Raw genomic sequence first — 23,575 nt, 5'->3', positions numbered from 1 at the left:
CCCGGCCGGAAAACCGGGCGCGTTCGTTTACCGCTTGTCCCGTGCCGCGAGCAGGCGCAGGCGGAGGGAGTTGATTTTAATGAAGCCTGCCGCGTCCTTCTGGTCGTAGGCACCGGCGTCCTCCTCGAAGGTGACGTGAGCTTCGGAATAGAGGCTCTCATCGGACCAGCGGCCGACGGTTGCGGCCTGGCCCTTGTAGAGTTTCAGGCGGACGGTGCCGGAGACCTTTTCCTGGCTTTTGTCGATGGCGGCCTGAAGCATTTCGCGCTCGGGGCTGTACCAGAGGCCGTTGTAGATGAGCTCGGCATAACGCGGCATCAACTCGTCCTTGAGGTGGCCCGCGCCGCGGTCGAGCGTGATCTGTTCGATGCCGCGATGGGCCTCGAGCAGGACGGTGCCGCCGGGGGTCTCGTAGATGCCGCGGGATTTCATGCCGACGAAGCGGTTTTCCACCAGATCAAGGCGACCAACGCCGTGTTTGCCGCCAAGCTCGTTAAGTTTGGTCAGGACGGTCGCGGGCGACATGGCCACGCCGTTGATTGAGACCGCGTCACCTTTTTCAAAGCCGATTTCGATGTATTCGGGCGTGTCCGGTGCGTCCTCGGGATTGACCGTGCGCTGGTAGACGTAGTCGGGGGCCTCCTCGGCCGGATCTTCCAGAACCTTGCCCTCGGATGAGGTGTGCAGAAGGTTGGCGTCGACGGAGAACGGGGCCTCGCCGCGCTTGTCCTTGGCGATGGGGATCTGGTGGGCTTCCGCGAATTCGAGCAGTTTGGTGCGGCTCGACAGGTCCCATTCGCGCCAGGGGGCGATTACCTGGATGGCGGGGTTGAGCGCGTAGGCGGAAAGCTCAAAGCGGACCTGGTCATTGCCCTTGCCGGTGGCTCCGTGGGCGACGGCATCGGCGCCGGTTGCGGCCGCGATCTCCACCAAGCGCTTGGAGATCAGGGGCCGGGCGATGGAGGTGCCGAGCAGGTACTGGCCCTCATAAACCGTGTTGGCGCGGAACATGGGGAAGACGAAATCGCGGACGAACTCCTCGCGGACGTCCTCGATGAAGATGTTTTCGGGCTTCACGCCCAGCAGTTCGGCTTTTTTGCGGGCCGGTTCCAGTTCCTCGCCCTGGCCGAGATCGGCGGTGAAGGTCACGACCTCGCAGCCGTATTCAATCTCAAGCCATTTCAGGATGATGGAGGTGTCGAGGCCGCCGGAATAGGCGAGGACGACTTTTTTGGGTTTGGACATGGAACGCTCCCGAACTGCGGTTTGATGCCGTCTAAAACCTTTCGCGGGCATGGGCAAGCCGTGAGGCAGCTGACGTGTCGCTGAGCCGGGTTTCAACTGGTCGAATCGAGCGGCAGGTGCAAGGGTGCCGCCTGTCGGAAGAATGTATCGGTTGGTCGGAACAACACGGGAATTCAGAAGTGCATGCAATGAAATCAGTGGCCCGCTATGGCGCCTTTTTGGGTGCCATTGGCCTGGCGCTTGTCTCTCTTGTGGCAGTTGTGTGGTCGGACTGGGCTCTCCTGCCGTTTTTGATTTGCGTGGTGCTGGTTATGGTCGGGATCTATGACCTGATGCAAACGCGCCATTCGATTTTGCGCAATTACCCCGTCGTCGGACACATGCGGTTCCTGTTTGAGGGGATCCGGCCGGAGATCCGGCAGTATCTGATAGAAAGCGATCAGGATGAGGAGCCGTTCAGCCGGGATCTGCGCTCCATTGCCTATCAGCGGGCCAAGGGCGTCGAGGACAAGCGCCCGTTTGGGACGCGCGAACGGGTTTATGATGGTGGCTATGCATGGATCACGCATTCGCTGGCGCCACGGCATATCGACGACACGGATTTTCGCGTTAATGTGGGCGGGCCGGAATGCAAACAGCCCTACAAGGCGTCGATCTACAACATATCGGCCATGAGTTTCGGGGCGCTGTCGGCAAACGCGATTCTGGCGCTGAACACCGGGGCGAAGGCCGGTGGTTTTGCGCATAATACCGGTGAGGGTGGGATCAGCCGCTATCACCGGCAGGGTGGCGGTGATCTGATCTATCAGGTTGGTACGGGTTATTTTGGCTGCCGGCGGCCGGATGGCGGCTTTGATCCGGAGAGGTTTGCGGAGACCGCGTCCTCGCCGCAGGTGAAGATGATCGAGCTGAAACTCAGCCAGGGTGCGAAACCTGGTCACGGAGGTATTTTGCCCGCGTCGAAAATCACGCCGGAGATCGCCGAGGCCCGTGGTGTGCCGATGGATGAGGACTGCAACTCGCCCGCGGGGCACAGCGCGTTTTCGACGCCGTTGGAATTGATGCGGTTTATTGGCGAGCTTCGGTCCCTGTCGGAGGGAAAGCCGGTGGGATTCAAGCTCTGCATCGGTCACAGGCGCGAGTTCATGTGCATTGTGAAGGCGATGGTTGAGACGGGGATCACGCCGGATTTCATCACTGTGGATGGCAAGGAGGGTGGCACCGGGGCCGCGCCGCTGGAGTTTGCGAACCATGTGGGAATGCCGCTGATCGAGGGGCTGACCTTTGTGCACAACTCCCTGCGCGGGGCTGGGCTGCGCAGTCAGGTTGGCATTGGTGCGGCCGGCAAGATGATCTCGGCCTTTGACATTGCCCGGACGCTGGCGCTCGGCGCGGACTGGATCAACTCCGCGCGGGGGTTCATGTTTGCTATTGGCTGTATTCAGGGGCAGGCCTGCCACACAAATGCCTGTCCAGTGGGTGTCGCCACGCAGGATCCGCTGCGCCAGAGGGCGCTTGTGGTGGATGACAAGGCGGTGCGCGTCACGAATTTCCATCGCAACACCATGCGGGCGCTTGGCGAGATGACCGGTGCGGCGGGGCTGGGGCATCCCAGTTCATTCCTGCCGCGTCACTTCATGCTGCGCCAGAGCGACAAGTCCATGATCGAGGGCAGCGAGGCGTTTCCCTACATGCCGGAAGGGTTTTTGCTGCGCGGCGAGCCGGATCAGCTAGGATATCTGCAGCGCTGGAACCGGGCGCGGGCGGAGTCATTCAGTCCGGTAGACTGAGCCTCATGCACCGCGGGTGCATTCGGCGCAGCGCGTGAGCGTGGGATTGATCTTCAGGCGGGCCATGGCGATGGGCTCGCCACAATCGGTGCAGTAGCCGAAGTCTTCGTCGTCGATATCCAAGAGTGTTTTGCGCAGGCGTTGCAGTTCAGCCTGGCGTCGTTGGGCGGTGGCGTCGGCCATGGCCCTGCGCTGGATGGCGTCCATGCGGGAGAGGCGGCCGACGCTCTGCTGGTCGAGGGTGATGTCCTCGGCCAGGTTTTCGGCGGCGGCGCTCTCCTGTTCCAGTTGGGAGATCCGCGCGGCGATGACGCCGCGCAGGGTGTTGCGCTCCTCCTCCGTCAAAGGGAGATGCGGTAGCGGGCGAACCCGTCCGGTGCGTCACCTGCTGGTTCGATGTCGAGACCACGGGATTTGACGTCATCGAGGTACTCCAGCGCGGCCGGGCCGGTGTCGTAAACCACGGTGGCGCCGCCGGCGGGAGCAAGCTTCCAGTTGCCGTCAGAGGCGGGCGAGATCGTGCCCCGGTCCACGATATAGCGCACGATTACATCCCGGTTGGTGTCCGGCGCGCGCAGGATCACGGTGGAGCCATCCGCGCCCGGGAAGCTGCCGCCGCCACCGGCGCGATAGTTGTTGGTCGCCACGATGAAGGTCTGGTCCTCATCAATCGGCGCGCCATTGTACTGCAGATCGGTGATGCGGTGGCTGTCGGGATTGATAAGAGCCCCGTCACCGTCATAGCGCGGCGGCTGGGTGACATCGATCTGGTAGGTCACGCCGTCGATCGTGTCGAAATTATAGGCGGGGAAGGTCGGGTCGATCAGTGTCTGGTCCTTCTCGCCCGGGGTGATCGTATTGAAGATGCCTGCGGAGCGTTCCAGCCATTCGCGCACGTCCGAGCCCTTTATGGCCACGACCTGGAGCGTGTTGGGGTAGAGGTAGACGTCGGCCACGTTTTTGATGGCGACGGGGCCTGCGGGAACGTTCGTGTAGTAGTCCGGGCCGCCACGGCCGCCGGATTTGAAGGGCGCAGCGGCGGAGAGGACGGGCAGGCCCTCCCATTCGGTGCCCTTCATCAGTTCGGTGACGTACCAGGCCTGGGCCTGGCTGACGACCTGGACGGAGGGGTCGTCGGAGACCACGGCGAAATAGGACTGCAGCGGGGCCTCGGTGGTACCGACCTCGGCACGCACGTATTCGAGGGTTTCGGCATGGGCTTCTGCGGTCGCTTCCAGTGTGGGGGCGTAGTCCTCCACCAGAGCCTGGACCTTGCGGTCTTCTCCGCGTTGGTAGATCGGGCGGGCAGAGGATTCGAACGATACGGTTTTCCAGCCGTCGCCGTCGCGTTCCAGCAGAAGGTCGATCAGGCCCATGTGCGAGCCCCAGAAACCGGCCATGGTGGCGGGTTTGCCCATGAGGGTGCCGGCCTCCTGATCGATGCCCTCGCCCTCGAAATCCCCGCTGGGCCAGACGCGGTGGTGGTGGCCGGAGACCACGGCGTCGATGCCGTCGATGCCCGCGACCTGGAGCGCCGCGTTTTCCATGTTTTCAGTGATCTCGCCCGGCGTGATGCCCGAGTGGCAAAGAGCCACAACGATGTCGGCTCCCTGTTCGCGCATGACGGGAACCCAGGCTTCGGCGGCCTGAATGATGTCGCGGGTGGCGTATTTTCCCTCAAGGTGCGAGCGGTCCCAGAGCATGATCTGGGGCGGGACGAAACCGATCAGACCGACGCGGATGGGGTGGCTCTCGCCGTTGCCGTCGGTGATTTCGCGGTCGAGGATCACGAAGGGCTCGAGGTGCAGTTCGTCCTCAAGCGGCGTGGCGCCGAGGCTGTGGGCAAAGTTGGAGCAGACGATGGGGAATTCGGCGCCCGCATTCACCTTGTCCATGAACTCCACGCCGTAGTTGAACTCGTGGTTGCCCAGCGTTCCGGCGTCGTAGCCGAGGGCGTTCATGCCCGCGATAATGGGGTGAATGTCGCCCTCGTTCATGCCCTTTTCATAGGCGATGTAGTCGCCCATGGGGTTGCCCTGGAGGTAGTCACCGTTGTCGACAGTGATGGTGTTCGTGGCCTCGGCCCGGATGTTTTCCACGATCGACGCGGTGCGGGAGAGACCAACGGTGTCGCTCGGCTGGTCGCCGTAGTAGTCGTAAGGGTAGACGTGGCAGTGCAGGTCGGTGGTCGAGAGAATACGCAGATGGGCCTGGCCTGCGGCGGCCTGGACGGAAAACGGGTGCAGGATGGTGTAACCTCCGAGAGCGGCGGCGGTGCCAATGAAGCGGCGGCGTGAGAGGGTTGCGGGTGAGACATGTGCCATGGTGATCCCCGGGGTTTTGGCTGAACTGGGCGAGATGATGGCACATGGCGAAGGCGGAATCGAGGCCGATTGTCGTAACGGGAGTATGTCCGTTTCGCGGGATGTCAGGCGATGTCGCGCAGGATTTTGATCAGTGTTTCGCTGGCTGCGGTGAGGCGGTCCTCATCGAATGCCGCGTATCCCAGAAGCAGGGCCTGGGGTGGGTCGGGTTGCGTGCTGTGAGACGACAGTGCGGCCACTGAGAGACCCGCGTCGCGGGCCTGTTGGCTGATATGCCTGTCGCTGACCCGGTCCGAGAGCTTTGGTTTCAGGGGCAGACAGAGGTGCATGCCCGCCGGGTCCGGGTTGATTTCCAGAAGATCCGGGAGCGGCAAAAGACAGGAGAGCAGATGCGCCTGGCGCTGCGCGTAGATGCGGCGAATACGGCGGAGATGGATGGCGTAGTCGCCGCTCGACATGAAGGTGGCGAGTGCCGGTTGCGGGATAAGCGAGGCGCAGGGGCCGGTGCGTTCGAGGAAGACGCGGGCTTGCGGGAGATGGTGTCTGGGCAGAACGAGGTACCCGATGCGGAGGGCCGGGCTGATGAGTTTGGAGAAACTGCCGAGGTAAATCGTGTTTTGCAGGCCGTCGAGGCCGGCGAATGATGGCAGCGGGTGGCCCTGGTAGCGGAACTCGCTGTCGTAGTCGTCTTCGATGATCAGCCCGCCGGTGCGTTTGGCCCAATCAAGAAGGGTGACGCGGCGCGGCAGGGGAAGGCTGCGTCCGGTCGGGTAGTGGCGTGAAGGGGTAACGATCACGGCGGCGGACCGGTCGGGGAAACCCTCCGGGTTGAGGCCGTCTGCGTCGATGGGCACTGAATGGGGTACGGCGCCGGTGGCTTCGAGCACCTCACGGGTCCGGGGCCAGCAGGGGTCCTCGATGGCGACGGTTTGGCTGGGTGCGAACAGGCCGCTGAAAATGATCTCAAGCGACTCGCGGGCGCCGGAGGTGATGAGCACCTGTTCCGGGTCGCAGGTCAGATGCCGCCAGGCGGCGAGGTGGTCGGAGATCGCAGCGCGCAGCGGGTACCAACCGCAGGGGTCGGCGCGGCCCAGCAGATCGGGCTCGGGTTTGGTCCAGGCGCGTTCGAGGTGCTGCGCCCATTGGGCATGGGGAAGCAGGGACGGGTCCGGGATGCCGGTCTGGAAGGGCCGCCACTGGGAGACCCTCGGGCGTTGGGTGGGTTGTCGCTGGAGCGGAGATGTGAGGTGGCTGACGTTTTCAGCGACGAAGGTGCCGCTGCCGCGTCGGGAGACCAGGTAGCCCTCGCTGATCAGCTGGTCATAGGCGACCTGAACCGTGGTGCGGGAGACGGAAAGCTCCGTTGCGAGCGCGCGGCTGGCGGGAAGGCGGGTGCCGGCATGGCCGGGCGTGGATGTGATGATGCCGCGCAGGGCCTCTATGAGCTGCGTCTGGAGCGTGGTGGTGCCGTTCGGGTCGAGAGTGAGCCCGAACAGGTCGCGATTGAGATTGGACTGATCATATTTTGCAAAATTGGACATTTTCATAAAGCCAATATCGCGGCATCACCCGTCCCGCAAGAGAGAGAAACGGACCAGGACAATGTCAGATACACTCACCGTCACCGACCGCACCCGCCTGCGCAGATCCCATCAGCGCGGTCATTTCGACCGTGAGACGATCAACGCGATCCTCGACGCCCAGCCCATGTGCGGCGTGGGGTATGTGATCGATGGCAAGCCTTTCGTGACGCCGACGCTGCAGTGGCGGGAGGGAAACCACGTCTACTGGCACGGATCGTCGGCCAGCCGGGCACTGCGCAGTTCGCGGGAGGCGGAGGTGTGTCTGAGCGTGGCTATCCTGGACGGGTTTGTGCTGGCACGGTCGGGGATGCACCATTCGGTCAACTCGCGGTCGGTTACTCTCTATGGGACGGCGTTCAGGGTTGAGGATCCGGAGGAGAAGCACGCGAAGCTGGCGCGGTTCGTCAACGGGCTGTTTCCGGGGCGGTATGAGGGCTTGCGTGACGAATACGCGCAGGACCTCAAGGCCACGATGGTTTTGGGCATGGAGATTGCCGAAGGAAGCGCCAAGGTGCGGACAGGCGGGCCGAATGACGAGGAGGAGGATTACGACCTGCCGATCTGGGCCGGGGTGGTGCCAGTGCGGATGGAGGTGGGCGAGCCCGTGCCTGACCCGCGCAATCTGCCCGGGGTTGAGGTGCCGGAGCACGTGAAGACGTTCCGGCTCTGACTTCAGGCCCCCTGTGCGCAGAAACAGGAGGCGCCGACGGGGCGGTCGGCGCGGGCCTCCGCGAGTGTCAGACGTTGGGCGATGAGGCGGGCCTCGGGTGTGTCCTGTGCGCCGCGGGCGGCAAGGCAGTCGTTGAGGCCGCGCAGGCTCCAGACATTGTCGGGATGGACCTGGGCGCGGGTTAGCGTGCCGCCGAGGCCGAGATCCTCGCGGTAGACGGCTTCGGCTTCAGCGACGTGGCCCTGTTCCAGCAGGAGCGCGCCGAGCGCGTGGCGGGTGGGCTGCATCCAGCCCCAGGGTTCATCATAGGGCAGGGCGTCCTCCAGCGCGATGGCGTCACGCAGGCGTTCCCAGGCCAGATCGTAGTTTTCGCGGCGGTATTCGATCTCGCCGTCGAGCATGGCGTCGGCCACAGCCAGCTGTTCCTGGCAGAGGACGTTGTGCATCCGGCGTTTGTCGGAGACCAGCGCACGGGCGGCCTGAAAGTCATCGCGGGCGCGCAGGGCGGCTTCGACCTCTCCGAGGGCCGCGTGGGCCACGCCTTTGGCGTAGTGCAAAGTTGCGGTGAGGTTGGTGTATAGCGCGGGCTCGGCGGGCAGCGGTTCCGCGATGATCTCACGCCAGCGGCCGAAACGGATCAGGACGTGGACCCAGATGGCGAGATAGCTTTCATAGAAATCCGCGAAGGGGGGCGACTCAATGCGCAGGATGTCCTCCGGCGTGATCGCCACCAGTTCGCGGGCCAGAGACCAGGCAGGCTCGAAACGACCGAGAAACATCGCGCCGTAGACGGCGAAATGATAGTTGTGGATGCGGTAGCCGGTGTAGATGTTGAATACGCCATTGCGCTCAAGGGCTTTGGCATCCGCACGGATGGCCGCCTCATTCCAGTGAACGACATTGTGGTAGTGGCCGCACTGGATGTCGATATGCGTGGGCATGTGGATCAGGTGCCCGGCGTCGGGGATCAGGCCGCGCAGGACGTCACCGGCCTTCAGGGCCTTTTCCGGCGTTGGCGACATTTCCATCAGATGGACGTAGAGATGTGTCAGACCGGGGTGCCGAATCGCGGCAGGATCGTTGTTAAGGGCTTCTTCCAGCACGCGTTGTGCCTCCACGGTTCCGGCCCCTTCCGCCGGCTGCCCGGTGGTCTGGTCCCACATCCGCCAGGGGGTGAGGTTCATGATCGCTTCGGCATAGGCGGCACGGATATCATGGTCGTCAGGCCAGGTGTTGTGGACGGTCTTCATGGCGGTCACAAAAGCCGCGTTCCAGCCATGCATGGTTTTCCCGTCATCCGGATCACGCTGGGGGAAACGGGCGGTGAGGGCGCGGATCACGGCAGCCTCGGGCGGTGTGACGCGGTCGATCAGGGCCATGGCGGTGGAGGTCGCGTCATATGCCGTGGCGAGGCTGTCACGTTTCATGGTCGCGTCACGCAAATGCCAGGGCAGGTTGTAGTTCGGACCGCTGGCATAGGCGACACCCCAGTGCGCCATCGCGCAACCGGGATCGGCTTTGATGGCGTTCTGAAAACACCTTACGGCTTCCTCGTGGAAATAGGCCCAGATCCAGTTGAGGCCGCGGTCGAACCAGAGCTGCGCCTCCGGGGAGGTGGTGGTGACTTTGCGGCTGTATCGGCCCGTGTCGTAATAGGTCATTTTGCGCTCCCCCGATTCCGTGGGGGGTATCATAGGCGACGTTGGCCTTCGGGAAACCTCCACGTCCGGTCTCAAGCGTACTGGTCCAGCCTGAAAAACCATGCTAGCCCGCAGAAATGGGACACGGTACGGGTTTTCTGTCGGGAGTTGAGCGGGCCGAGGCCGCATTGCGGGATCTGTTTGATCCGACGCCATTGCAGCGCAACGTGTATCTGTCGGCTTATTACGGCGCGGATATCTGGCTTAAGCGCGAAGATCTTTCACCGGTGCGCTCCTACAAGATCCGGGGCGCGTTTAACGCCATGCGCAAGGCGCTGGAGGCCGATGCGGGACGGCGGGTTTTCGTCTGTGCCTCGGCAGGCAACCACGCCCAGGGTGTGGCGTTCGCCTGCAAACATTTTGGTGTGAATGGCGTGATCTTCATGCCCGTCACGACCCCGCAGCAGAAGATCGGCAAAACGCGCCAGTTTGGAGACGGTCAGGTCGAAATCCGTCTGGTGGGCGACTATTTCGATGACACGCTCGAGGCCGCGCAGTCGTTCTGTGCGGAGAATAATGCCGTTTTTCTGCCGCCCTATGACGACGCGGATGTGATCGAGGGCCAGGCGACCTGTGCGCTGGAGGTATTTCGCCAGATGCCGGAGGGAGTGGTGCCCGACATCATGGTTCTTCCCGTGGGCGGTGGTGGGCTGTCTTCCGGGTCCGCCACGCTGGTCGGGAAAATGCCCGGTGACACGGAACTGCGTCTGGTCGAGCCCGTGGGCGCGCCGAGCCTGACGCGGGCGCTGGAGCAGGGCGGGCCGGTGACGCTGGAGGCGGTCGACAACTTCGTGGACGGGGCCGCTGTTGCCCGGATAGGTGACATCAATTTCGAACGGCTCAAGCATCTGTCGCCCGATGCGGTCACACGGGTGGCGGAGGACCGCATATGTGCCACCATGCTGGAATTCCTCAATGTGGAGGGCGTGGTTTTGGAACCGGCCGGGGCGCTGTCGATCGACGCGCTGCGCGATTATGACGACCTGACGGGCAAAACCGTGGTTGCGGTGGTCTCCGGCGGGAATTTCGACTTTGAGCGTTTGCCGGACTTGAAGGAACGCGCGCTGCGCTGGGAGGGACTGAAGCGATACTACATCCTGCGCCTGCCGCAGAGGCCGGGAGCGCTGAGGGATTTTCTGAACCTGCTGGGGCCCGATGACGACATTTCGCGGTTTGAATACCTGAAAAAATCGGCGCGGAATTTTGGATCGATTTTGCTCGGGATTGAAAGCTCTGCCCGGGTAAATTTCGCCGATCTGGAACAGAGGATGTTGGAGGGTGGTTTCACCTTCCAGGACATCACCGATGACACGGTGATCACCAGTCTTATCGTATGAGGACATCATGCTGAATACTGTCGTACATGGACAGCCGACGGATCGGTTGCCGCTTATGATTGTGCATGGGCTGTTCGGCTCCGCGCGCAACTGGGGCGCGATTGGCAAGCGGCTGGCTGCGGACCGCCAGGTGGTGGCGGTCGACATGCGCAACCATGGCGACAGCCGCTGGGCCGATGTCAACGGTTACGAGGCCATGGCCGGGGATCTGGCGGAGGTAATAGACGGGTTTGGCGGGCAGGCCGATGTTCTGGGTCATTCCATGGGCGGCAAGGCCGCGATGGTTCTGGCCCTGACGGCGCCTGAACGCGTCGGTCGGATGATCGTGGCGGATATCGCGCCGAAACAGTATTCCCATTCGCAGCTACCTTACGTGGAAGCCATGAAGGCCGTGGACCTGTCGGTGATCGAGCGGCGCTCGGATGGCGACGCGCAGCTCCTGTCCAGCGTCGATGAGGCGCCGCTGCGTGCCTTCTTCCTGCAAAGCCTTGCGCTTGATGGCGATGGCGCGCGGTGGAAGCTGAACCTCGATGTTCTGGAGCGCGAAATGCCAAAAATAATGGGATTTCCCGACATCGGGGGCACATTCGACGGCGAGGCGCTTTTTTTGACCGGCGGTGCGTCCGACTACGTCGATGAGGCTGACCATGATGCCATTCGGGCGCTGTTCCCGCAGGCCACGTTTGAGAGCGTGCGAGGTGCCGGTCACTGGCTCCACGCGGAAGCGCCACGGCCGTTTCTGGAAGCGGTGAAGTCGTTTCTCGATTAAGGAATTCTCAGGCGTTTGGGTGCATTCGGGGTCTTGCGTCTGCACCTGGATCGTGTATTTACGCGCCCGGGCCCCAATAGCTCAGTCGGTAGAGCAACTGTTTCGTAAATAGTAGGTCGGCGGTTCAAGTCCGTCTTGGGGCACCATTCCTCTGAAAATCACAGGTATTGACTGGTTCGGGCCGGGTTGACGAACGCTTTCCGGTGTCTGGCAACCGCTGACAAACTTAATTCATTCAAACGGCCTGACAATCTGTACGTTTGCCCCAAGGGTTGTGACCGTCAGCCACCATAAACCCTTTCCCCTTCCGGAATGGTCTCAACGGATCTGTGCACGTGGTCGAGGAAGGCGGCTTCGGCTTCGGTCAGGCGGCGGGCGGGGTTGCTGATCAGGTAGATGCTGATGCAGGGAAGGTCGGAATACGGGGGAAGCTGGCGGATGCGGCCGGCGGTGACGTCCTGTTGGGCGACGTGGACCGGAAGGGCGCCGATGCCGATGCCGGCGATGATCATGCGGCGGATTTCGTTCAGGCTGGACGACACGCCGCGCCATTGCGGGGAGAGTTTGAGCCGGTGGCGCAGACGGGAGACCTGCTCAAGCGGGCCGCTGGGTGTTTCGGTCTGGAAGGCCACGAAGGGCTCGCCTTCGAGGTCGGCGGGCGAGACGGTAGCGGCGTTGAACAGCGGGTGGCGCGGGCCGCAGTAGAGGCCAAAGAACTCGCGGTAGAGTTCAACCCGGTTGAGGCTGCCGGGCAGGGTGGAGAGCAGACAGATGCCGAAGCTGGCGCGGTTGCGGGCGATCATGCTCTCGACCTCATCGCTCTCCTGCACGTCAAACGAGTAGGTGACGCCGGGATGGGCCGATGCAAAGCCGTGCAGCATGTCGTCGAAATGGGTGGAACTGACGGAACTGGTGACCACGAAGGACAGGTGGCCGCGCAGTTCCGCGACCTCCTCGCTGAGAACCGTGGGCAGCTGCGAGACGGTGCTGAATATTTCGGTGCATTCCGAGTAGAGACGCTGGCCGGCGCGGGTGACGACGAACTCGTTGGGTTTGCGGATGATGAGCCGTTTGCCCACCGCCGTTTCAAGACGCTTCAGGGCGGCGGAGACTGACGGCTGTTTGAGGCCAAGGACACCGGCGGCTTTGGAGATGCCGCGCTGTTCCACCACGACGATGAAGGTGCGCAGGAGGTTCCAGTCGAGGTTCCAGGGGAAACGGCCGGTATCGGGTGGCTGCATAGACCAGATCTATGATGATGATTTTGATTATTTATTTGCACGATGATTCGGCAAATGCAAGGCTTCCGCTGCAGAGCGGAATCAATCCGCCAACCTTCCCGGGCGTTCGGCCCGCGGACAGATGATCCAACATGGAGACCGAAATGACGTCACGCCGCACCATCCTGAAATCCACCGTTCTTGCCGCCGCCTTTGCCACGGTCGGCTTTGCTGCCGCTGCTGAGGAGCTTAAAACGCTTAAGGAAAACGGCGTGATCCGCATCGCGATGTCGGGGGCCTATCCGCCGTTTAACTTCGTCAATGACCAGAACGAGGTCGTGGGTTTCGACCCGGCCATCGGCACCGAGATCGCCAAACGGATGGGCCTTGAGGCCGAAATCGTGACCACAGCCTGGGACGGGATCATCGGAGGGCTGCTGGCCAACAAATATGATGCGATTGTTGGTTCCATGACCATCACCGAGGAACGTGACGAGGTCGTGGATTTCGTCGGGCCCTACTACTCTGACAAGCGCGCCATTTTCACCCAGCCGGGATCCGGGATCGCCAGCCTTGAGGATCTGGACGGAGTGAAGGTCGGCCTGACGCTGGGCGAAACCCACGAGGCCTGGGCGCGTGAGAAGGGCTACGACATCAACACCTACAAGGGCCTGCCCGAGCTACTGCTGGAGCTGGAGAACGGACGCGTCGACGCGATCGTGAACGACTCCATCGCCGCGATCCTTGCCATGGGCGAGAAGGGTCAGGAGTTCGAGATGTTCGCTGATCCCACCACCGAGCCCTTTGGCGCGGGTATCGCGATCCGTGAGGGCAATCCGGAACTTGCCGCCGCAATGCAGGAGGCACTCGATTCCATGATGGAAGACGGCACCTACCTGGCCATTGCGGAAGAATGGGTCGGCGCGGACATCCGCTGAGCCGGATGAACTGAGGTCACTGCGTCCTTTCGGGCGCGGTGCCACCGGGATGCTGCGCCAATTTCATGCGCCGCTTCCACCACACCTTTCCGCGCCGCTGATCCAAAGGGGGTCTGATGGACACCGACCTGATGCTCCGGGTCTACCCGTTCTTTCTGGAGGCGGCCCTTGTTACCATCCAGCTTTCGGTTCTGACCGCGCTTCTGGGGCTTGCCATGGGTGCACTCGGGGCGGCGGCGCGGCTGTCGCGGTTCAGGGTGCTGCGTTTCATAGGCGCGGCCTATGTCAGCGTTTTTCGCGGGACCCCGGCGCTGATCCAGCTCTTCATCCTCTACTTCGGCGGGCCGCAGGTCGGGATCCAGCTCGAAGCCTTTGAGGCCGGCGTCATCGGGCTGGGCGTAAATGTCGGCGCCTACATGACGGAGACGATCCGCGGGGCGATCATTTCCATCGACAAGGGCCAGCGTGAGGCGGCCCGGACGCTCGGCCTGAGCCAGTTCCAGGGGTTCTACAAGGTGACCCTGCCACAGGCGGCGCGGCTGATGGTGCGGCCACTCGGTGTCAATCTCAACATGCTGATCAAGTCCACCGCACTCGTCGCGGCGATTTCGGTTGTGGAGCTTACCTATACGGCGCAGCGCTATATCGGCTCGACCTACAAGCCCTTTGAAATGTTCCTGCTCGCGGGCATCCTTTACATCATCATCATCTACGCGACGGGACGGGCGGTGGCCTGGCTTGACCGGCGTGTGCAGATCACCTGACCGCGAAGGATGTAACCCATGGGCCTCGATTTCACGGTCATTCCGAAATATCTCGACATCGTTCTGCTAGGCGGTCTGTGGACCATCGGCATCACGGTCGCGGCCGCTCTCTTGAGCTTTTTTGGCGGTATCTTATTTGCGGTAGTGGCGCTCTATGCTCCGGCCGTGATCCGCTGGCCGTTCAAAGTGGTCGAGTTTGTGTTTATGGGTACTCCGCTGCTGCTGCAGCTTTTCCTGATTTATTTTGGACTGGTGCAGATCGGCGTCGATCTGCCCGCCTTCGTGGCCGGTGTGATCGGTTTGGGGTTGCACTTCGCGGTGTACAATTCCGAGCTGATCCAGACCGCGATCCTTTCGGTGGACAAGGGCCAGATGGAGGCCGCCCGGACCGTGGGTCTCAGTCGCGGCCAGGCGCTGCGCAAGGTCGTGGTGCCCCAGGCGGTGCGCGCCGTTATTCCGCCCATTGGCAACAACATGATCGCGCTTCTCAAGGACAGCGCGCTGGTTTCGGTGATTGGTGTGAGCGAGCTGACCCTGTCGGCGCAGCGGGCCATCGGCGCGACCTACCGGCCGTTTGAGTTCTACCTGCTGGCTGCGGCCTTTTACTACGTCATCAACCTTTGCATGGAGTGGGTGCAGCGCCGGATCGAGCGTCGCATCTCGCTTTCACGCTGACAGTCCGCGAGGCATTCCATGAGCGATAATCCCGAATTCGTCCAGATCCGCCACGCCCAGAAGTCTTTCGGCAAACTTGAGGTGCTCAAGGACATCAGCCTCAACGTCGCGCGTGGACAGATTGTCGCGATCATCGGGCCATCCGGGTCCGGCAAATCGACGTTGCTGCGCGCGATCAACGATCTCGATCCACTGACAGGCGGCGAGGTCTGGCTCGACGGGACGCAGGTCAACAAGTCGCTGCCGCACCGCCAGTACGAGAAGCACATCAACGCCATGCGCCAGGACATCGGGATGGTGTTTCAGCACTTCAATCTTTTCCCGCATTTGACCGCGCGGGAGAACGTGACGATGGCGCCGAAATTCCTGAAGGGTCTGTCGGACAGGGAGGCCGATGCGGTGGCGGAGGAACAGCTTGATAAGGTCGGCATGCTGGAGCGGATCGACTATTACCCCTCGCAGCTTTCCGGCGGGCAGAAACAGCGCGTCGCCATCGCGCGGGCGCTGGCAATGAAACCGAAGCTCATGCTCTTTGACGAGGCGACCTCGGCGCTCGATCCCGAACTGGTCGATGAGGTCAATCAGGTCATGAAAAAGCTCGCCGAGGAGCACATGACGATGATCATCGTCACCCACGAGATGGACTTTGCGGCGGCCGTCTGTGACCGGGTGCTTTTCATGGATCAGGGCGTTGTGGTGGAGGAAGGGCCACCAGGGGTGATCTTCAGAAACCCTGAAAAGGAACGGACCCGTGCCTTTCTCCGCAAACATCTGGAGAACGCGCCGTGAACGAGGAAAAAGGCGGTCAGGACGGCGGCCATCTGTTTTACCAGACCCGCAACCCGCGGCCGTTTCTCGACCGTGGCGAGGGGATCTATCTCTTCGATGAGAGCGGCAAGCGCTATATCGACGCCTGTTCCGGCGCGATGGTCTCCAATATCGGCCATTCCAATCCTCGTGTGCTGGCAAAGATGAAGGCGCAGATGGACAGGGCGACCTTCGGCTACCGCCTGCATTTCCGCACCCATCCTTCCGAGGATCTGGCAGCCAAAACCGTGTCGCTCTGCCCGCCGGGTCTCGACCGGGTTTTCTTTGTTTCCGGCGGTTCGGAGGCGGTGGAAAGCGCGGTTAAACTTGCGCGGCAATACGCGATCACGCAGGGCGACGCGCAGCGGTACAAGGTCATCTCGCGCTTCCCGTCCTTTCACGGCTGCACCTTTGGCGCGCTCGACCTGACGGGATACGACCCGCTGCGGGAGCCGTTCGCGCCAATGATGGAGGGCATGCCCAAGATCGACGCGCCGATGACCTATCTCGACCGCGACGATCTGAGCGAGGAGGAGCGCGGTCTGAAATACGCCGAACTTTTGCGTACGCGGATCGAGGCGGAGGGTCGGGAGACCGTGCTGGCCTTTATGATGGAGCCCATCGGTGGAGCCTCGACCGGCGCACTGGTCGCGCCGGACAGTTACTACGGACGCGTCCGCGAGATTTGCGATGAATATGGCGTCCTGCTTATCTTCGACGAGGTTATGTCAGGGGCGGGCCGTACCGGCAGGTTTCTCGCCTCGGAGCATTTCGGCGTCGTGCCGGATATCACCGTGCTCTCAAAGGGATTTGGCGCGGGCTATGCGCCGTTGGGCGCTGTCGTGGCTCCCGCTCGACTGGTGGAGCCGGTGCTCGATGCGGGCGGCTTCCTGCACGGGTTCACCTATGCCGGCAATCCGATGGCCTGTGCGGCGGGGCTTGCGGTGCTTGAGGAGATTGAGGAACAGGATCTGATCGGGAACGCCGCCCGGATGGGGGACCTGCTCAAGGCGGAACTGACCGGTTTGATGGAGCGGTATTCCTTCATCGGCGACGTGCGTGGCAAGGGGCTGCTTCTCGCGTTTGAGCTGGTCGCGGACCGGACCACGATGACGCCTCTGCCGCGTGATCTAAACGCTTACAACCGCTTGGTTGAAATCGCTTATGACCTTGGCCTGATCCTCTATTCCCGGCGCACGAGGGGCGGTCTTGAGGGCGATCATTTCCTTGTCTGCCCACCGCTCATTGTGACGGGGGAACAGATAGGGGAAATCATGGCCCTGCTCGACCAGGCGTTCACCCGATTTGAGGCCGAGCTGTCCGTTGAGATGCGGGAGACCGCCTGAGGCACTGTCATGTCCAAGATCCTGATCACCTGCGCCATCACCGGCTCCATCCACACACCCTCAATGTCGCCTTACCTGCCCATTACGGCTGATGAGATCGCCACGCAGTCCATCGACGCGGCGAAGGCCGGTGCGGCGATCCTGCACCTCCATGCCCGCGACCCTCGGACCGGACGACCCTCGGCGGCGGTCGAGCATTTCATGGGCTTCCTGCCGCGTATCAGGGCCGCGACCGATGCGGTCCTCAATCTTTCCACCGGTGGCAGCGCGGTCATGTCCCTCGATGACCGTCTTGCTGCCGCCCGTGCCGTCGCGCCGGAAATGTGCTCGCTGAACATGGGTACGATGAACTTCGCGCTCTATCCGGCGGTTGCGCGCATTACGGAATGGAAACACGACTGGGAGAAGCCGTTTCTCGAAAACTCCGATGATCTCGTGTTCAAGAACACGCCCCGCGACATCGCGACCATTCTGAACGACCTGGGCCAGGAACGCGGTGCGCGGTTTGAGTTTGAATGCTACGACATGAGCCACCTTACCATGCTGCGTCATTTCGCGGATCGGGGCGTGGTTGAACCGCCGTTCTTCATCCAGTTTGTGTTTGGCGTTCTCGGCGGCATGGGGCCGGACCCGGAAAACCTGACCCACATGGTACACCTCGCGGACAGGCTGTTTGGTTCGGATTACGCGTTTTCCGTGTTGGCGGCCGGGCGGCACCAGATCCCCATGGCCAGCATGGCCGCCGCGATGGGTGGGCATGTGCGCGTGGGGTTGGAGGACAACCTGATGCTATCCAAGGGTGTTCTGGCGAGACGCAACGCGGATCAGGTCGTAAAAATTCGCCGCATCGTTGAGGAGATGGGCCGGACACCGGCCACCCCGGACGAGGCCCGCGCGTTGCTGGGACTCAAGGGCGCGGCGGCGACCGCGATCTGAGCCATGGCGATGGATTTCGACATCAAACTGGCCGAAGAACCGGATCTGGTGGCGCTGGATACCGGCCTGCGGGCGCTCTCGGAGGATCTTGGTGACAACCATCGAGCCGACCGTACCGCACTGGAACATGCGCTTTTTGGCCCTGTGCCATCGGCCTGGGCCTGCGTCGCGACCGAGGGAGAGGCCGTGCTGGGCCTGACGCTGTTCTCGCCGCTTTTCTCGACCGGGCGAGGATCGGCGGGGCTTTTCGTCTCGGATCTCTGGGTCGCGCCGGAAGCCCGTGGCGAGGGTCTTGGTCCGGCGCTTCTGCGGGCCGCATCCGACCATGCCGTGCGTCTCTGGGGTGCGGGGTTCCTGCGCCTTATCGTGCACGATCACAATGCCCGCGCCCGTGCGTTCTATGACCGGGTCGGTTTTGAAACCATACCAGGAGAAACCGCGCTGGTCCTGCCTGGACCGGCCTTTGAGACCTTGCGGAGACAGACATGAAAGCCATTCTCGACACGCGCCAGCAGCGCCACGACCCGCAGAATTTCATGGCCAATGGCGTCGTGAGCCGCAGCCCGGAACAGCCCGCACGCATCGGCGTGCTTAAAGCCGGCGCGGAAGCCGCGGGGTATGCCTTTGAAGCCCCAAAGGACGCCGGAATGGGGCCCATTGCAGCCATACACACCGCGGAATATCTCACCTTCCTTTGCACGATCCACGCCCGCTGGTCCCGTATTGAAGGCGCGGCGCCGGAGGTGATCCCCAACATTCATCCCGCCAGTCGTAGCGACAGCTACCCCAAATCGGCCATAGGCCAGGCCGGGTGGCACCAGGCCGATACGGCCTGTCCGATCTCTGAACATACATGGGAGAGCGCCTACTGGTCGGCGCAGACGGCCATTACCGGTGCGGACCTTCTGGTCGGGGGCGAGAATAATACCTACGCGCTCTGTCGTCCGCCGGGGCACCATGCGTTTGCCGACCTCGCCGGAGGGTTTTGTTTTCTGAACAACTCCGCGATCGCTGCCGAACGGCTGCGCAATAAGGGGTTCAGGCCAGCAATTCTGGACGTGGACGTGCATCACGGCAACGGCACGCAGGGGATTTTCTATCAGAGGGCGGACGTGCTCACCGTCTCCATCCATGCCCATCCGGCGCGGTTTTACCCGTTCTTCTGGGGCCATGCCCATGAGCGTGGCGAGGGCGCGGGACTCGGCGCGAACCTCAATCTGCCGCTCGCCCGCGGCACCGGTGATGATGAATGGCTTGAAACGCTTGAGGTGGCGCTTGCGCGGATTGAGGCATTCGGGGCTGACTGTATTGTTGTCGCCCTGGGTCTCGATGCCTCGATCCATGACCCCTTTCAGGGCCTCGCCGTGACCGAAGAGGGCTTCCGACGAATCCGCCAGCGCCTGTCGGCTCAATCCGCGCCGCTGCTGTTTGTCCAGGAGGGCGGCTACCTTAGCGATGCGCTCGGTGCCAACCTGCAGGCATTTCTGGAAGGCTGATCGGTTGCCGCAAACACCCGCCCCGACACTCAAGCCGGGGCGGGTTGAAGCGTGTCACTTCTTCAGGTTGGTCCAGATCTGGTCGTAGACTTCCTGGGTGGCCTGGTCGCAGACCTCGATGAAAACACCCGCGCCGGCTTCGGCCGGGGGATTGCTTTCGGGCTGTTCGGCCAGGGACGGGTCAAGGAACCCGGCCACTCCGGTGACGCCTGCGTTGTAACGCGCGTAGTTGGTGACTGCCGCGATGTTTTCGGGCTCAAGCAGGAAATCCATGAACAGGAGCGCGTTCTCACGGTTCGGCGCGTCCTTCAGCAGCACCACATTGTCCATCCACACGATATAGCCCTGGGTCGGGAAGGCGTATTCCACATTGGCCCCTTCCGCGCGCGCCTTGGCGGCAAAACCGTCATAGATCTGGCCCGCGGCCGCGTCACCGGAGACAAGCACCTCCTTGGCCGTGTCGGAGTTGAAGGAGGCCCAGTGCGCCTTGGCACTCTGGAGCATGTCATTCAGCGCGCGCAACTGGTCGCGGTCCGACGAGCACTGGGGGATGTCCATGTGAAGGGCGGCCATGGCGAGGACCTCACCCTGGCTGTCGAGCATGTTGATTTTGCCGGACAGTTCCTCGGGTGGATTGAACAGAATGTCGGTGCTGTTGATATCGCCTTCATACACATCGCGATTGACAGCAAAGGAGGTCGATCCCCACTGGTACGGGATGGAGGAGGCGCGGCCCGGATCGAAGGACGGATCGGCCCATTCCGGTGCGATATTGCCCTTGTTGGCAAGTTCGCCGTCGGCAATCGTATCCAGCAGGCCCTCGTTGCCCATGATCTGAACCATGTAGTCACCCGGCACCGCCACGTCATAGGTTCCGATGGCCCCGGCCTTCAGAGACGCGAGCAGGGCCTCGTTGCTGTCGTAGGTGTCCATCACGACCTCGACATCATGCTCCTCGCTGAATTTCTCGAGCAGGTCCTGCGGCATGTATTCAAACCAGTGATAGATCACCAGTTTGCCCTCCGCGCTGGCGGCCCCGGCGATGAGACTGAGTGCGGCGGCTGTTGTCAGCAGTTTTTTCATTTTTTCTTCCTCTGTTGGATCAGGTTTTTTTGGTCCTTGCGGCCGATGAGCCATGACAGTGTTACCATGACGATGGAGACGGCCAGCAGCATGGTCGAAATCGCCATGATATTGGGTTTAATGCCCTGTTTCACGGCACCGAAAATAGCGGTGGGCAGGGTTTCGACACCCGCGCCTTTCACGAAATTCGTGATGATGAAGTCATCTAGCGAGATGATGAAGGCGAGGATGAAGCCGGAAACGATGCCGGGCATCATCAGGGGCAGAAGAATACGCGTAAACGCCTGCCGCCTGGTGGCGTAGAGGTCCATCGCGGCCTGCTCATAGCTGGCCTCAATGCCCTGCATTCGGGCCGAAATCGGCATGTAGGCGAAGGGTATGCAGAAGGCGATATGGGCCAGCAGGATCGTCATCAGCCCGCGCTCGAACGCAATGGCGTTGAAGAAGATCAGGGTTGCCACGGCCGTCACGATCTCCGGCACCATCAGGGGCAGGGAGATGAGTCCGATGGACAGGGTTCGCATTCGGAATTTACCGGCGCGCAGCACGGCCGTCGCCGCGAGGGTGGCGATGGAGGTCGCGATGGTCGCCGCTACGATTGCGATAATGAAGCTGTTCCAGGCGGCCTGTTTGAACTTGGCGCTCTCGGGGCCGGTGAACACGTCCACGTACCAGCGCAGCGAGAAGCCTTCCCAGATGGTGATCGACTGGGACCCGTTGAAACTGTAGACGGCCACGACGCCGAGTGGTGCGTAGAGGATCAGCAGGCAGAGCAACGTGACGCCGAGAAACCCCGGGTAGTGGCGCAGGTCATATGGTTTCGCCATTACCGCACTCCCTTGCGCGAGGGTCGGGCCGAGAGGATCAGGAGGATCAGCACCATTGTCAGCAGGATCATGGAGGCCGCCGCGCCAAAGGGCCAGTTTCCGGCATTGCCCTTGAACTGCTCCTCGATCAGCGATCCGATCATGAACGTCTTCGCACCGCCCAGAAGGTCAGGCGCAAGGAAGGATCCCAGGGACGGCACAAAAACCAGGATGCATCCGGCCACGATCCCGGGCCGTACCGATGGCAGCACGATCCGGCGCAGAATGGTCCAGCGCGGCGCATAGAGATCCGCCGCGGCCTCGGACAGGGCCAGATTGTAGCGTTCCACCGCCGCATAGATCGGCAGGACCATGAAGGGCAGATAGGAGTAGAACAGCCCAAGCTGCACCGCCAGGTTTGTGTTGACGATGCCAAGCGGCTCGGAAATCAGGCCGATGGCCATCAGCCCCTCATTCAGCGGCCCCTCATCGCGCAGCAGGAACTTCATGGACACGGTCCGGATCAGCAGATTGACCCAGTAGGGGATGGTGACAAGGAACACCCACAGGGCGCGTTCCTTTTGCGGCCGCATCGCGATGAAATACGCGGTTGGAAACCCGATCAGCAGGCTCAAAACGGTCGCGGCACCGGCCTGCCAGATGGACCGCCAAAATATGCCAATATATGTCCACTCAATGCGGGGCGGCTCGTCACCGAACAGGCCGCGGTCGAAGAAAAACTGATCGTAGGCCGCGAGACTGAACTCCCAGATCACACCGCCGCGGAATTCCTTGGTCAGAAAGGAATAGACCAGCATGATGGTCAATGGCGCCAGTGTCAGAATACCCAGCGTGACCCAGGCGGGCAGCAGCAGCCACGTGCGCGCCTCCCTGTAGGTTTCGCTCTGGACCGATCCGCCGGTTGCCGCACCACCCGCCATCAGTCGACGAGGAGCCGGCCGGCTCCGTGCTCCATGTTAACCGCGACCTCGGTGCCGGGTTCAAAGGTGCGGGCGTTGCCGCGGGAAGAATTGGACGAGCGCACGGTGAACTGCGGCCCACCATCGAGGTCAACGATGGTGGCGGTATCCGTGCCGATATAGATCATCTCGCGGACCCGCCCGGTCAGGCTCTCGTTCTCGACCGGTTCAACGGACAAAAACAGGCGTTCGGGACGCAGGGACATGTGGACTTTGGCACCAGGTGTTATTCCCTCAACCGCGTCGCAGGTGAGTTTGTGACCGCCGCCGAGGTGACACTGAGCCCGGCCGCCGTTTATGGCATCGACGGTGACCTCCATCAGGTTGGTCTCTCCGATGAAATCGGCCACGAAGACGTTGCGCGGGCGCTCATAGATGTCGCGGGCCTCACCCAGCTGCTGCAGTTCGCCCGCCGACATGACCGCAATGCGGTCGGACATCGTCAGCGCCTCTTCCTGGTCGTGGGTGACGAAGATGAAGGTGATGCCGGTTTCGCGCTGAAGATGCTTGAGCTCGACCTGCATCGCCTTGCGCAGTTTCAGGTCGAGCGCGGAGAGTGGCTCATCGAGTAGCAGCACCTTCGGCCGTGGTGCGAGCGCGCGGGCCAGCGCCACCCTCTGCTGCTGACCACCGGAAAGCTGTGATGGCATCCGGGTGGCGAACTGCGACAACTGCACCATTTCCAGCGCCTCACCGGCGCGGGCACGGGCTTCGGCCTTTGATTTGCCGAGCATCTCCAGCCCGAACCCCACATTTTCCAAGACACTCATATGCGGAAAAAGGGCGTAGTTTTGAAACACCGTGTTGATGGGACGTTTGTGTGGGGGCAGGGCGTCGATACCCTCGCCATAGAGGAAGATCGCGCCCTCCGTGACGTCCTCAAAGCCCGCAATCATCCGCAGAAGCGTTGTCTTGCCGCAGCCGGACGGTCCCAACAGGGTGAAAAACTCGTTGTCGTGGATGGAGAGGGAGATCTTTTTGAGTGCCGTGAATGGTCCATATCGTTTGACCGCGTCGCGCACGTCGATGGCGATTTCGGTATTTCGAGGCAAACAGGTCTCCTGGGCATTGCGCGGCCTTTCAGGCAGCATAGAAATACGCGTGCC

General features: G+C 62.2%; 22 protein-coding genes and 1 tRNA gene. 13 read left to right on the top strand and 10 right to left on the bottom strand.

The genetic code is table 11. The annotated features are described in order from the left end of the window. Positions 1 to 27: 27 nt before the first annotated feature. Positions 28 to 1,245 (bottom strand): argininosuccinate synthase, encoded by a 1,218-nt coding sequence (locus ACP15P_RS10355; protein ID WP_424928376.1) that lies wholly within the window; start codon positions 1,243 to 1,245, stop codon positions 28 to 30. A 188-nt stretch (positions 1,246 to 1,433) separates the two neighbouring features. Between ACP15P_RS10355 and ACP15P_RS10350 the strand changes: the two genes are divergently transcribed. Further along, positions 1,434 to 3,035, top strand: a complete 1,602-nt coding sequence (locus tag ACP15P_RS10350; protein WP_424928375.1) for an FMN-binding glutamate synthase family protein — start codon at positions 1,434 to 1,436, stop codon at positions 3,033 to 3,035. Between the two features lie 3 nt (positions 3,036 to 3,038). Here ACP15P_RS10350 and ACP15P_RS10345 read toward each other — a convergent pair whose 3' ends face one another. From ACP15P_RS10345 to pdxR, 3 genes are all read right to left on the bottom strand, one after another. After that, positions 3,039 to 3,380, bottom strand: a complete 342-nt coding sequence (locus tag ACP15P_RS10345) for a TraR/DksA family transcriptional regulator (protein WP_424928374.1) — start codon at positions 3,378 to 3,380, stop codon at positions 3,039 to 3,041. Then, positions 3,377 to 5,359: a bifunctional 2',3'-cyclic-nucleotide 2'-phosphodiesterase/3'-nucleotidase gene (locus ACP15P_RS10340; RefSeq protein ID WP_424928373.1), complete on the bottom strand. Its 1,983-nt coding sequence runs from the start codon at positions 5,357 to 5,359 to the stop codon at positions 3,377 to 3,379. The genes ACP15P_RS10345 and ACP15P_RS10340 overlap by 4 nt, the downstream gene beginning before the upstream one ends. Before the next feature lie 104 nt (positions 5,360 to 5,463). Further along, entirely contained in the window at positions 5,464 to 6,900 is a 1,437-nt protein-coding gene (gene pdxR / locus ACP15P_RS10335) for a MocR-like pyridoxine biosynthesis transcription factor PdxR (RefSeq protein ID WP_424928372.1), read from the bottom strand. A 61-nt stretch (positions 6,901 to 6,961) separates the two neighbouring features. On the opposite strand from pdxR, the gene ACP15P_RS10330 reads away from it, so the two are divergent. Continuing rightward, positions 6,962 to 7,612 (top strand): pyridoxamine 5'-phosphate oxidase family protein, encoded by a 651-nt coding sequence (locus ACP15P_RS10330; RefSeq protein ID WP_424928371.1) that lies wholly within the window; start codon positions 6,962 to 6,964, stop codon positions 7,610 to 7,612. A 2-nt stretch (positions 7,613 to 7,614) separates the two neighbouring features. Here the strand turns inward: ACP15P_RS10330 and ACP15P_RS10325 are convergent, their stop codons facing one another. After that, on the bottom strand, positions 7,615 to 9,273 hold the full coding sequence (locus ACP15P_RS10325) for a tetratricopeptide repeat protein (RefSeq protein ID WP_424928370.1): 1,659 nt from the start codon (positions 9,271 to 9,273) through the stop codon (positions 7,615 to 7,617). A gap of 116 nt (positions 9,274 to 9,389) precedes the next feature. Between ACP15P_RS10325 and ilvA the strand changes: the two genes are divergently transcribed. The 3 genes from ilvA to ACP15P_RS10310 all read left to right on the top strand — a co-directional run bounded on the left by ilvA (position 9,390) and on the right by ACP15P_RS10310 (position 11,564). Continuing rightward, positions 9,390 to 10,649, top strand: a complete 1,260-nt coding sequence (gene ilvA, locus ACP15P_RS10320) for a threonine ammonia-lyase IlvA (protein WP_424928369.1) — start codon at positions 9,390 to 9,392, stop codon at positions 10,647 to 10,649. A 7-nt stretch (positions 10,650 to 10,656) separates the two neighbouring features. After that, positions 10,657 to 11,418 (top strand): alpha/beta fold hydrolase, encoded by a 762-nt coding sequence (locus ACP15P_RS10315; RefSeq protein WP_424928368.1) that lies wholly within the window; start codon positions 10,657 to 10,659, stop codon positions 11,416 to 11,418. Positions 11,419 to 11,488: 70 nt separating this feature from the next. Beyond that, positions 11,489 to 11,564, top strand: a tRNA-Thr gene (locus ACP15P_RS10310). Between the two features lie 135 nt (positions 11,565 to 11,699). On the opposite strand, the gene ACP15P_RS10305 is transcribed toward ACP15P_RS10310, so the two are convergent. After that, complete coding sequence (locus tag ACP15P_RS10305; protein WP_424928367.1) at positions 11,700 to 12,659, bottom strand: LysR family transcriptional regulator; 960 nt, start codon at positions 12,657 to 12,659, stop codon at positions 11,700 to 11,702. Positions 12,660 to 12,802: 143 nt separating this feature from the next. Between ACP15P_RS10305 and ACP15P_RS10300 the strand changes: the two genes are divergently transcribed. The 8 genes from ACP15P_RS10300 (at position 12,803) to ACP15P_RS10265 (ending at position 19,600) form a co-directional block, all read left to right on the top strand. Continuing rightward, complete coding sequence (locus ACP15P_RS10300; RefSeq protein ID WP_424928366.1) at positions 12,803 to 13,576, top strand: transporter substrate-binding domain-containing protein; 774 nt, start codon at positions 12,803 to 12,805, stop codon at positions 13,574 to 13,576. 116 nt (positions 13,577 to 13,692) lie between these two features. Continuing rightward, positions 13,693 to 14,340 (top strand): amino acid ABC transporter permease, encoded by a 648-nt coding sequence (locus ACP15P_RS10295; protein WP_424928365.1) that lies wholly within the window; start codon positions 13,693 to 13,695, stop codon positions 14,338 to 14,340. 18 nt (positions 14,341 to 14,358) lie between these two features. Then, entirely contained in the window at positions 14,359 to 15,015 is a 657-nt protein-coding gene (locus ACP15P_RS10290) for an amino acid ABC transporter permease (protein ID WP_424928364.1), read from the top strand. Positions 15,016 to 15,033: 18 nt separating this feature from the next. Beyond that, on the top strand, positions 15,034 to 15,804 hold the full coding sequence (locus ACP15P_RS10285; protein WP_424928363.1) for an amino acid ABC transporter ATP-binding protein: 771 nt from the start codon (positions 15,034 to 15,036) through the stop codon (positions 15,802 to 15,804). Continuing rightward, entirely contained in the window at positions 15,801 to 17,168 is a 1,368-nt protein-coding gene (locus tag ACP15P_RS10280; RefSeq protein WP_424928362.1) for an aminotransferase family protein, read from the top strand. Before ACP15P_RS10285 ends, ACP15P_RS10280 begins: the two co-directional genes overlap by 4 nt. A 9-nt stretch (positions 17,169 to 17,177) precedes the next feature. Next, the gene (gene kce / locus ACP15P_RS10275; RefSeq protein ID WP_424928361.1) at positions 17,178 to 18,104 is read left to right on the top strand and encodes a 3,5-dioxohexanoate:acetyl-CoA acetone transferase; all 927 of its coding nucleotides are present in this window, start codon (positions 17,178 to 17,180) and stop codon (positions 18,102 to 18,104) included. Positions 18,105 to 18,113: 9 nt separating this feature from the next. Then, positions 18,114 to 18,593, top strand: coding sequence for a GNAT family N-acetyltransferase (locus ACP15P_RS10270; protein ID WP_424928360.1), 480 nt, complete (start codon positions 18,114 to 18,116; stop codon positions 18,591 to 18,593). Beyond that, the gene (locus ACP15P_RS10265; RefSeq protein ID WP_424928359.1) at positions 18,590 to 19,600 is read left to right on the top strand and encodes a histone deacetylase family protein; all 1,011 of its coding nucleotides are present in this window, start codon (positions 18,590 to 18,592) and stop codon (positions 19,598 to 19,600) included. The genes ACP15P_RS10270 and ACP15P_RS10265 overlap by 4 nt, the downstream gene beginning before the upstream one ends. Before the next feature lie 54 nt (positions 19,601 to 19,654). Here ACP15P_RS10265 and ACP15P_RS10260 read toward each other — a convergent pair whose 3' ends face one another. From ACP15P_RS10260 to ACP15P_RS10245, 4 genes are read right to left on the bottom strand one after another with little or no spacing between them, the layout of a single operon-like run. Next, the gene (locus ACP15P_RS10260; protein ID WP_424928358.1) at positions 19,655 to 20,683 is read right to left on the bottom strand and encodes an extracellular solute-binding protein; all 1,029 of its coding nucleotides are present in this window, start codon (positions 20,681 to 20,683) and stop codon (positions 19,655 to 19,657) included. After that, complete coding sequence (locus tag ACP15P_RS10255) at positions 20,680 to 21,510, bottom strand: ABC transporter permease (RefSeq protein WP_424928357.1); 831 nt, start codon at positions 21,508 to 21,510, stop codon at positions 20,680 to 20,682. The genes ACP15P_RS10260 and ACP15P_RS10255 overlap by 4 nt, the downstream gene beginning before the upstream one ends. After that, on the bottom strand, positions 21,510 to 22,430 hold the full coding sequence (locus ACP15P_RS10250) for an ABC transporter permease (protein WP_424928356.1): 921 nt from the start codon (positions 22,428 to 22,430) through the stop codon (positions 21,510 to 21,512). Before ACP15P_RS10250 ends, ACP15P_RS10255 begins: the two co-directional genes overlap by 1 nt. Continuing rightward, positions 22,430 to 23,560: an ABC transporter ATP-binding protein gene (locus ACP15P_RS10245; protein WP_424928355.1), complete on the bottom strand. Its 1,131-nt coding sequence runs from the start codon at positions 23,558 to 23,560 to the stop codon at positions 22,430 to 22,432. The genes ACP15P_RS10250 and ACP15P_RS10245 overlap by 1 nt, the downstream gene beginning before the upstream one ends. Positions 23,561 to 23,575: the final 15 nt, after the last annotated feature.

Origin of the sequence: Amaricoccus tamworthensis, assembly GCF_049800875.1 — a bacterium.
Taxonomy (GTDB): domain Bacteria; phylum Pseudomonadota; class Alphaproteobacteria; order Rhodobacterales; family Rhodobacteraceae; genus Amaricoccus; species Amaricoccus tamworthensis.
The sequence above is the reverse complement of the archived record's forward strand: the minus strand, read 5'-3'. Positions and strand labels throughout refer to the sequence as shown.

What these genes read in the sequence shown, in the direction of transcription:
- ACP15P_RS10355 (WP_424928376.1), bottom strand. Translation starts at nt 1,245, where the DNA reads ATGTCCAAACCCAAAAAAGTCGTCCTCGCCTATTCCGGCGGCCTCGAC.
- ACP15P_RS10350 (WP_424928375.1), top strand. Translation starts at nt 1,434, where the DNA reads ATGAAATCAGTGGCCCGCTATGGCGCCTTTTTGGGTGCCATTGGCCTG.
- ACP15P_RS10340 (WP_424928373.1), bottom strand. Translation starts at nt 5,359, where the DNA reads ATGGCACATGTCTCACCCGCAACCCTCTCACGCCGCCGCTTCATTGGC.
- pdxR (WP_424928372.1), bottom strand. Translation starts at nt 6,900, where the DNA reads ATGTCCAATTTTGCAAAATATGATCAGTCCAATCTCAATCGCGACCTG.
- ACP15P_RS10330 (WP_424928371.1), top strand. Translation starts at nt 6,962, where the DNA reads ATGTCAGATACACTCACCGTCACCGACCGCACCCGCCTGCGCAGATCC.
- ACP15P_RS10325 (WP_424928370.1), bottom strand. Translation starts at nt 9,273, where the DNA reads ATGACCTATTACGACACGGGCCGATACAGCCGCAAAGTCACCACCACC.
- ilvA (WP_424928369.1), top strand. Translation starts at nt 9,390, where the DNA reads ATGGGACACGGTACGGGTTTTCTGTCGGGAGTTGAGCGGGCCGAGGCC.
- ACP15P_RS10315 (WP_424928368.1), top strand. Translation starts at nt 10,657, where the DNA reads ATGCTGAATACTGTCGTACATGGACAGCCGACGGATCGGTTGCCGCTT.
- ACP15P_RS10305 (WP_424928367.1), bottom strand. Translation starts at nt 12,659, where the DNA reads ATGCAGCCACCCGATACCGGCCGTTTCCCCTGGAACCTCGACTGGAAC.
- ACP15P_RS10300 (WP_424928366.1), top strand. Translation starts at nt 12,803, where the DNA reads ATGACGTCACGCCGCACCATCCTGAAATCCACCGTTCTTGCCGCCGCC.
- ACP15P_RS10295 (WP_424928365.1), top strand. Translation starts at nt 13,693, where the DNA reads ATGGACACCGACCTGATGCTCCGGGTCTACCCGTTCTTTCTGGAGGCG.
- ACP15P_RS10290 (WP_424928364.1), top strand. Translation starts at nt 14,359, where the DNA reads ATGGGCCTCGATTTCACGGTCATTCCGAAATATCTCGACATCGTTCTG.
- ACP15P_RS10285 (WP_424928363.1), top strand. Translation starts at nt 15,034, where the DNA reads ATGAGCGATAATCCCGAATTCGTCCAGATCCGCCACGCCCAGAAGTCT.
- kce (WP_424928361.1), top strand. Translation starts at nt 17,178, where the DNA reads ATGTCCAAGATCCTGATCACCTGCGCCATCACCGGCTCCATCCACACA.
- ACP15P_RS10270 (WP_424928360.1), top strand. Translation starts at nt 18,114, where the DNA reads ATGGATTTCGACATCAAACTGGCCGAAGAACCGGATCTGGTGGCGCTG.
- ACP15P_RS10265 (WP_424928359.1), top strand. Translation starts at nt 18,590, where the DNA reads ATGAAAGCCATTCTCGACACGCGCCAGCAGCGCCACGACCCGCAGAAT.
- ACP15P_RS10260 (WP_424928358.1), bottom strand. Translation starts at nt 20,683, where the DNA reads ATGAAAAAACTGCTGACAACAGCCGCCGCACTCAGTCTCATCGCCGGG.
- ACP15P_RS10255 (WP_424928357.1), bottom strand. Translation starts at nt 21,510, where the DNA reads ATGGCGAAACCATATGACCTGCGCCACTACCCGGGGTTTCTCGGCGTC.
- ACP15P_RS10250 (WP_424928356.1), bottom strand. Translation starts at nt 22,430, where the DNA reads ATGGCGGGTGGTGCGGCAACCGGCGGATCGGTCCAGAGCGAAACCTAC.
- ACP15P_RS10245 (WP_424928355.1), bottom strand. Translation starts at nt 23,560, where the DNA reads ATGCTGCCTGAAAGGCCGCGCAATGCCCAGGAGACCTGTTTGCCTCGA.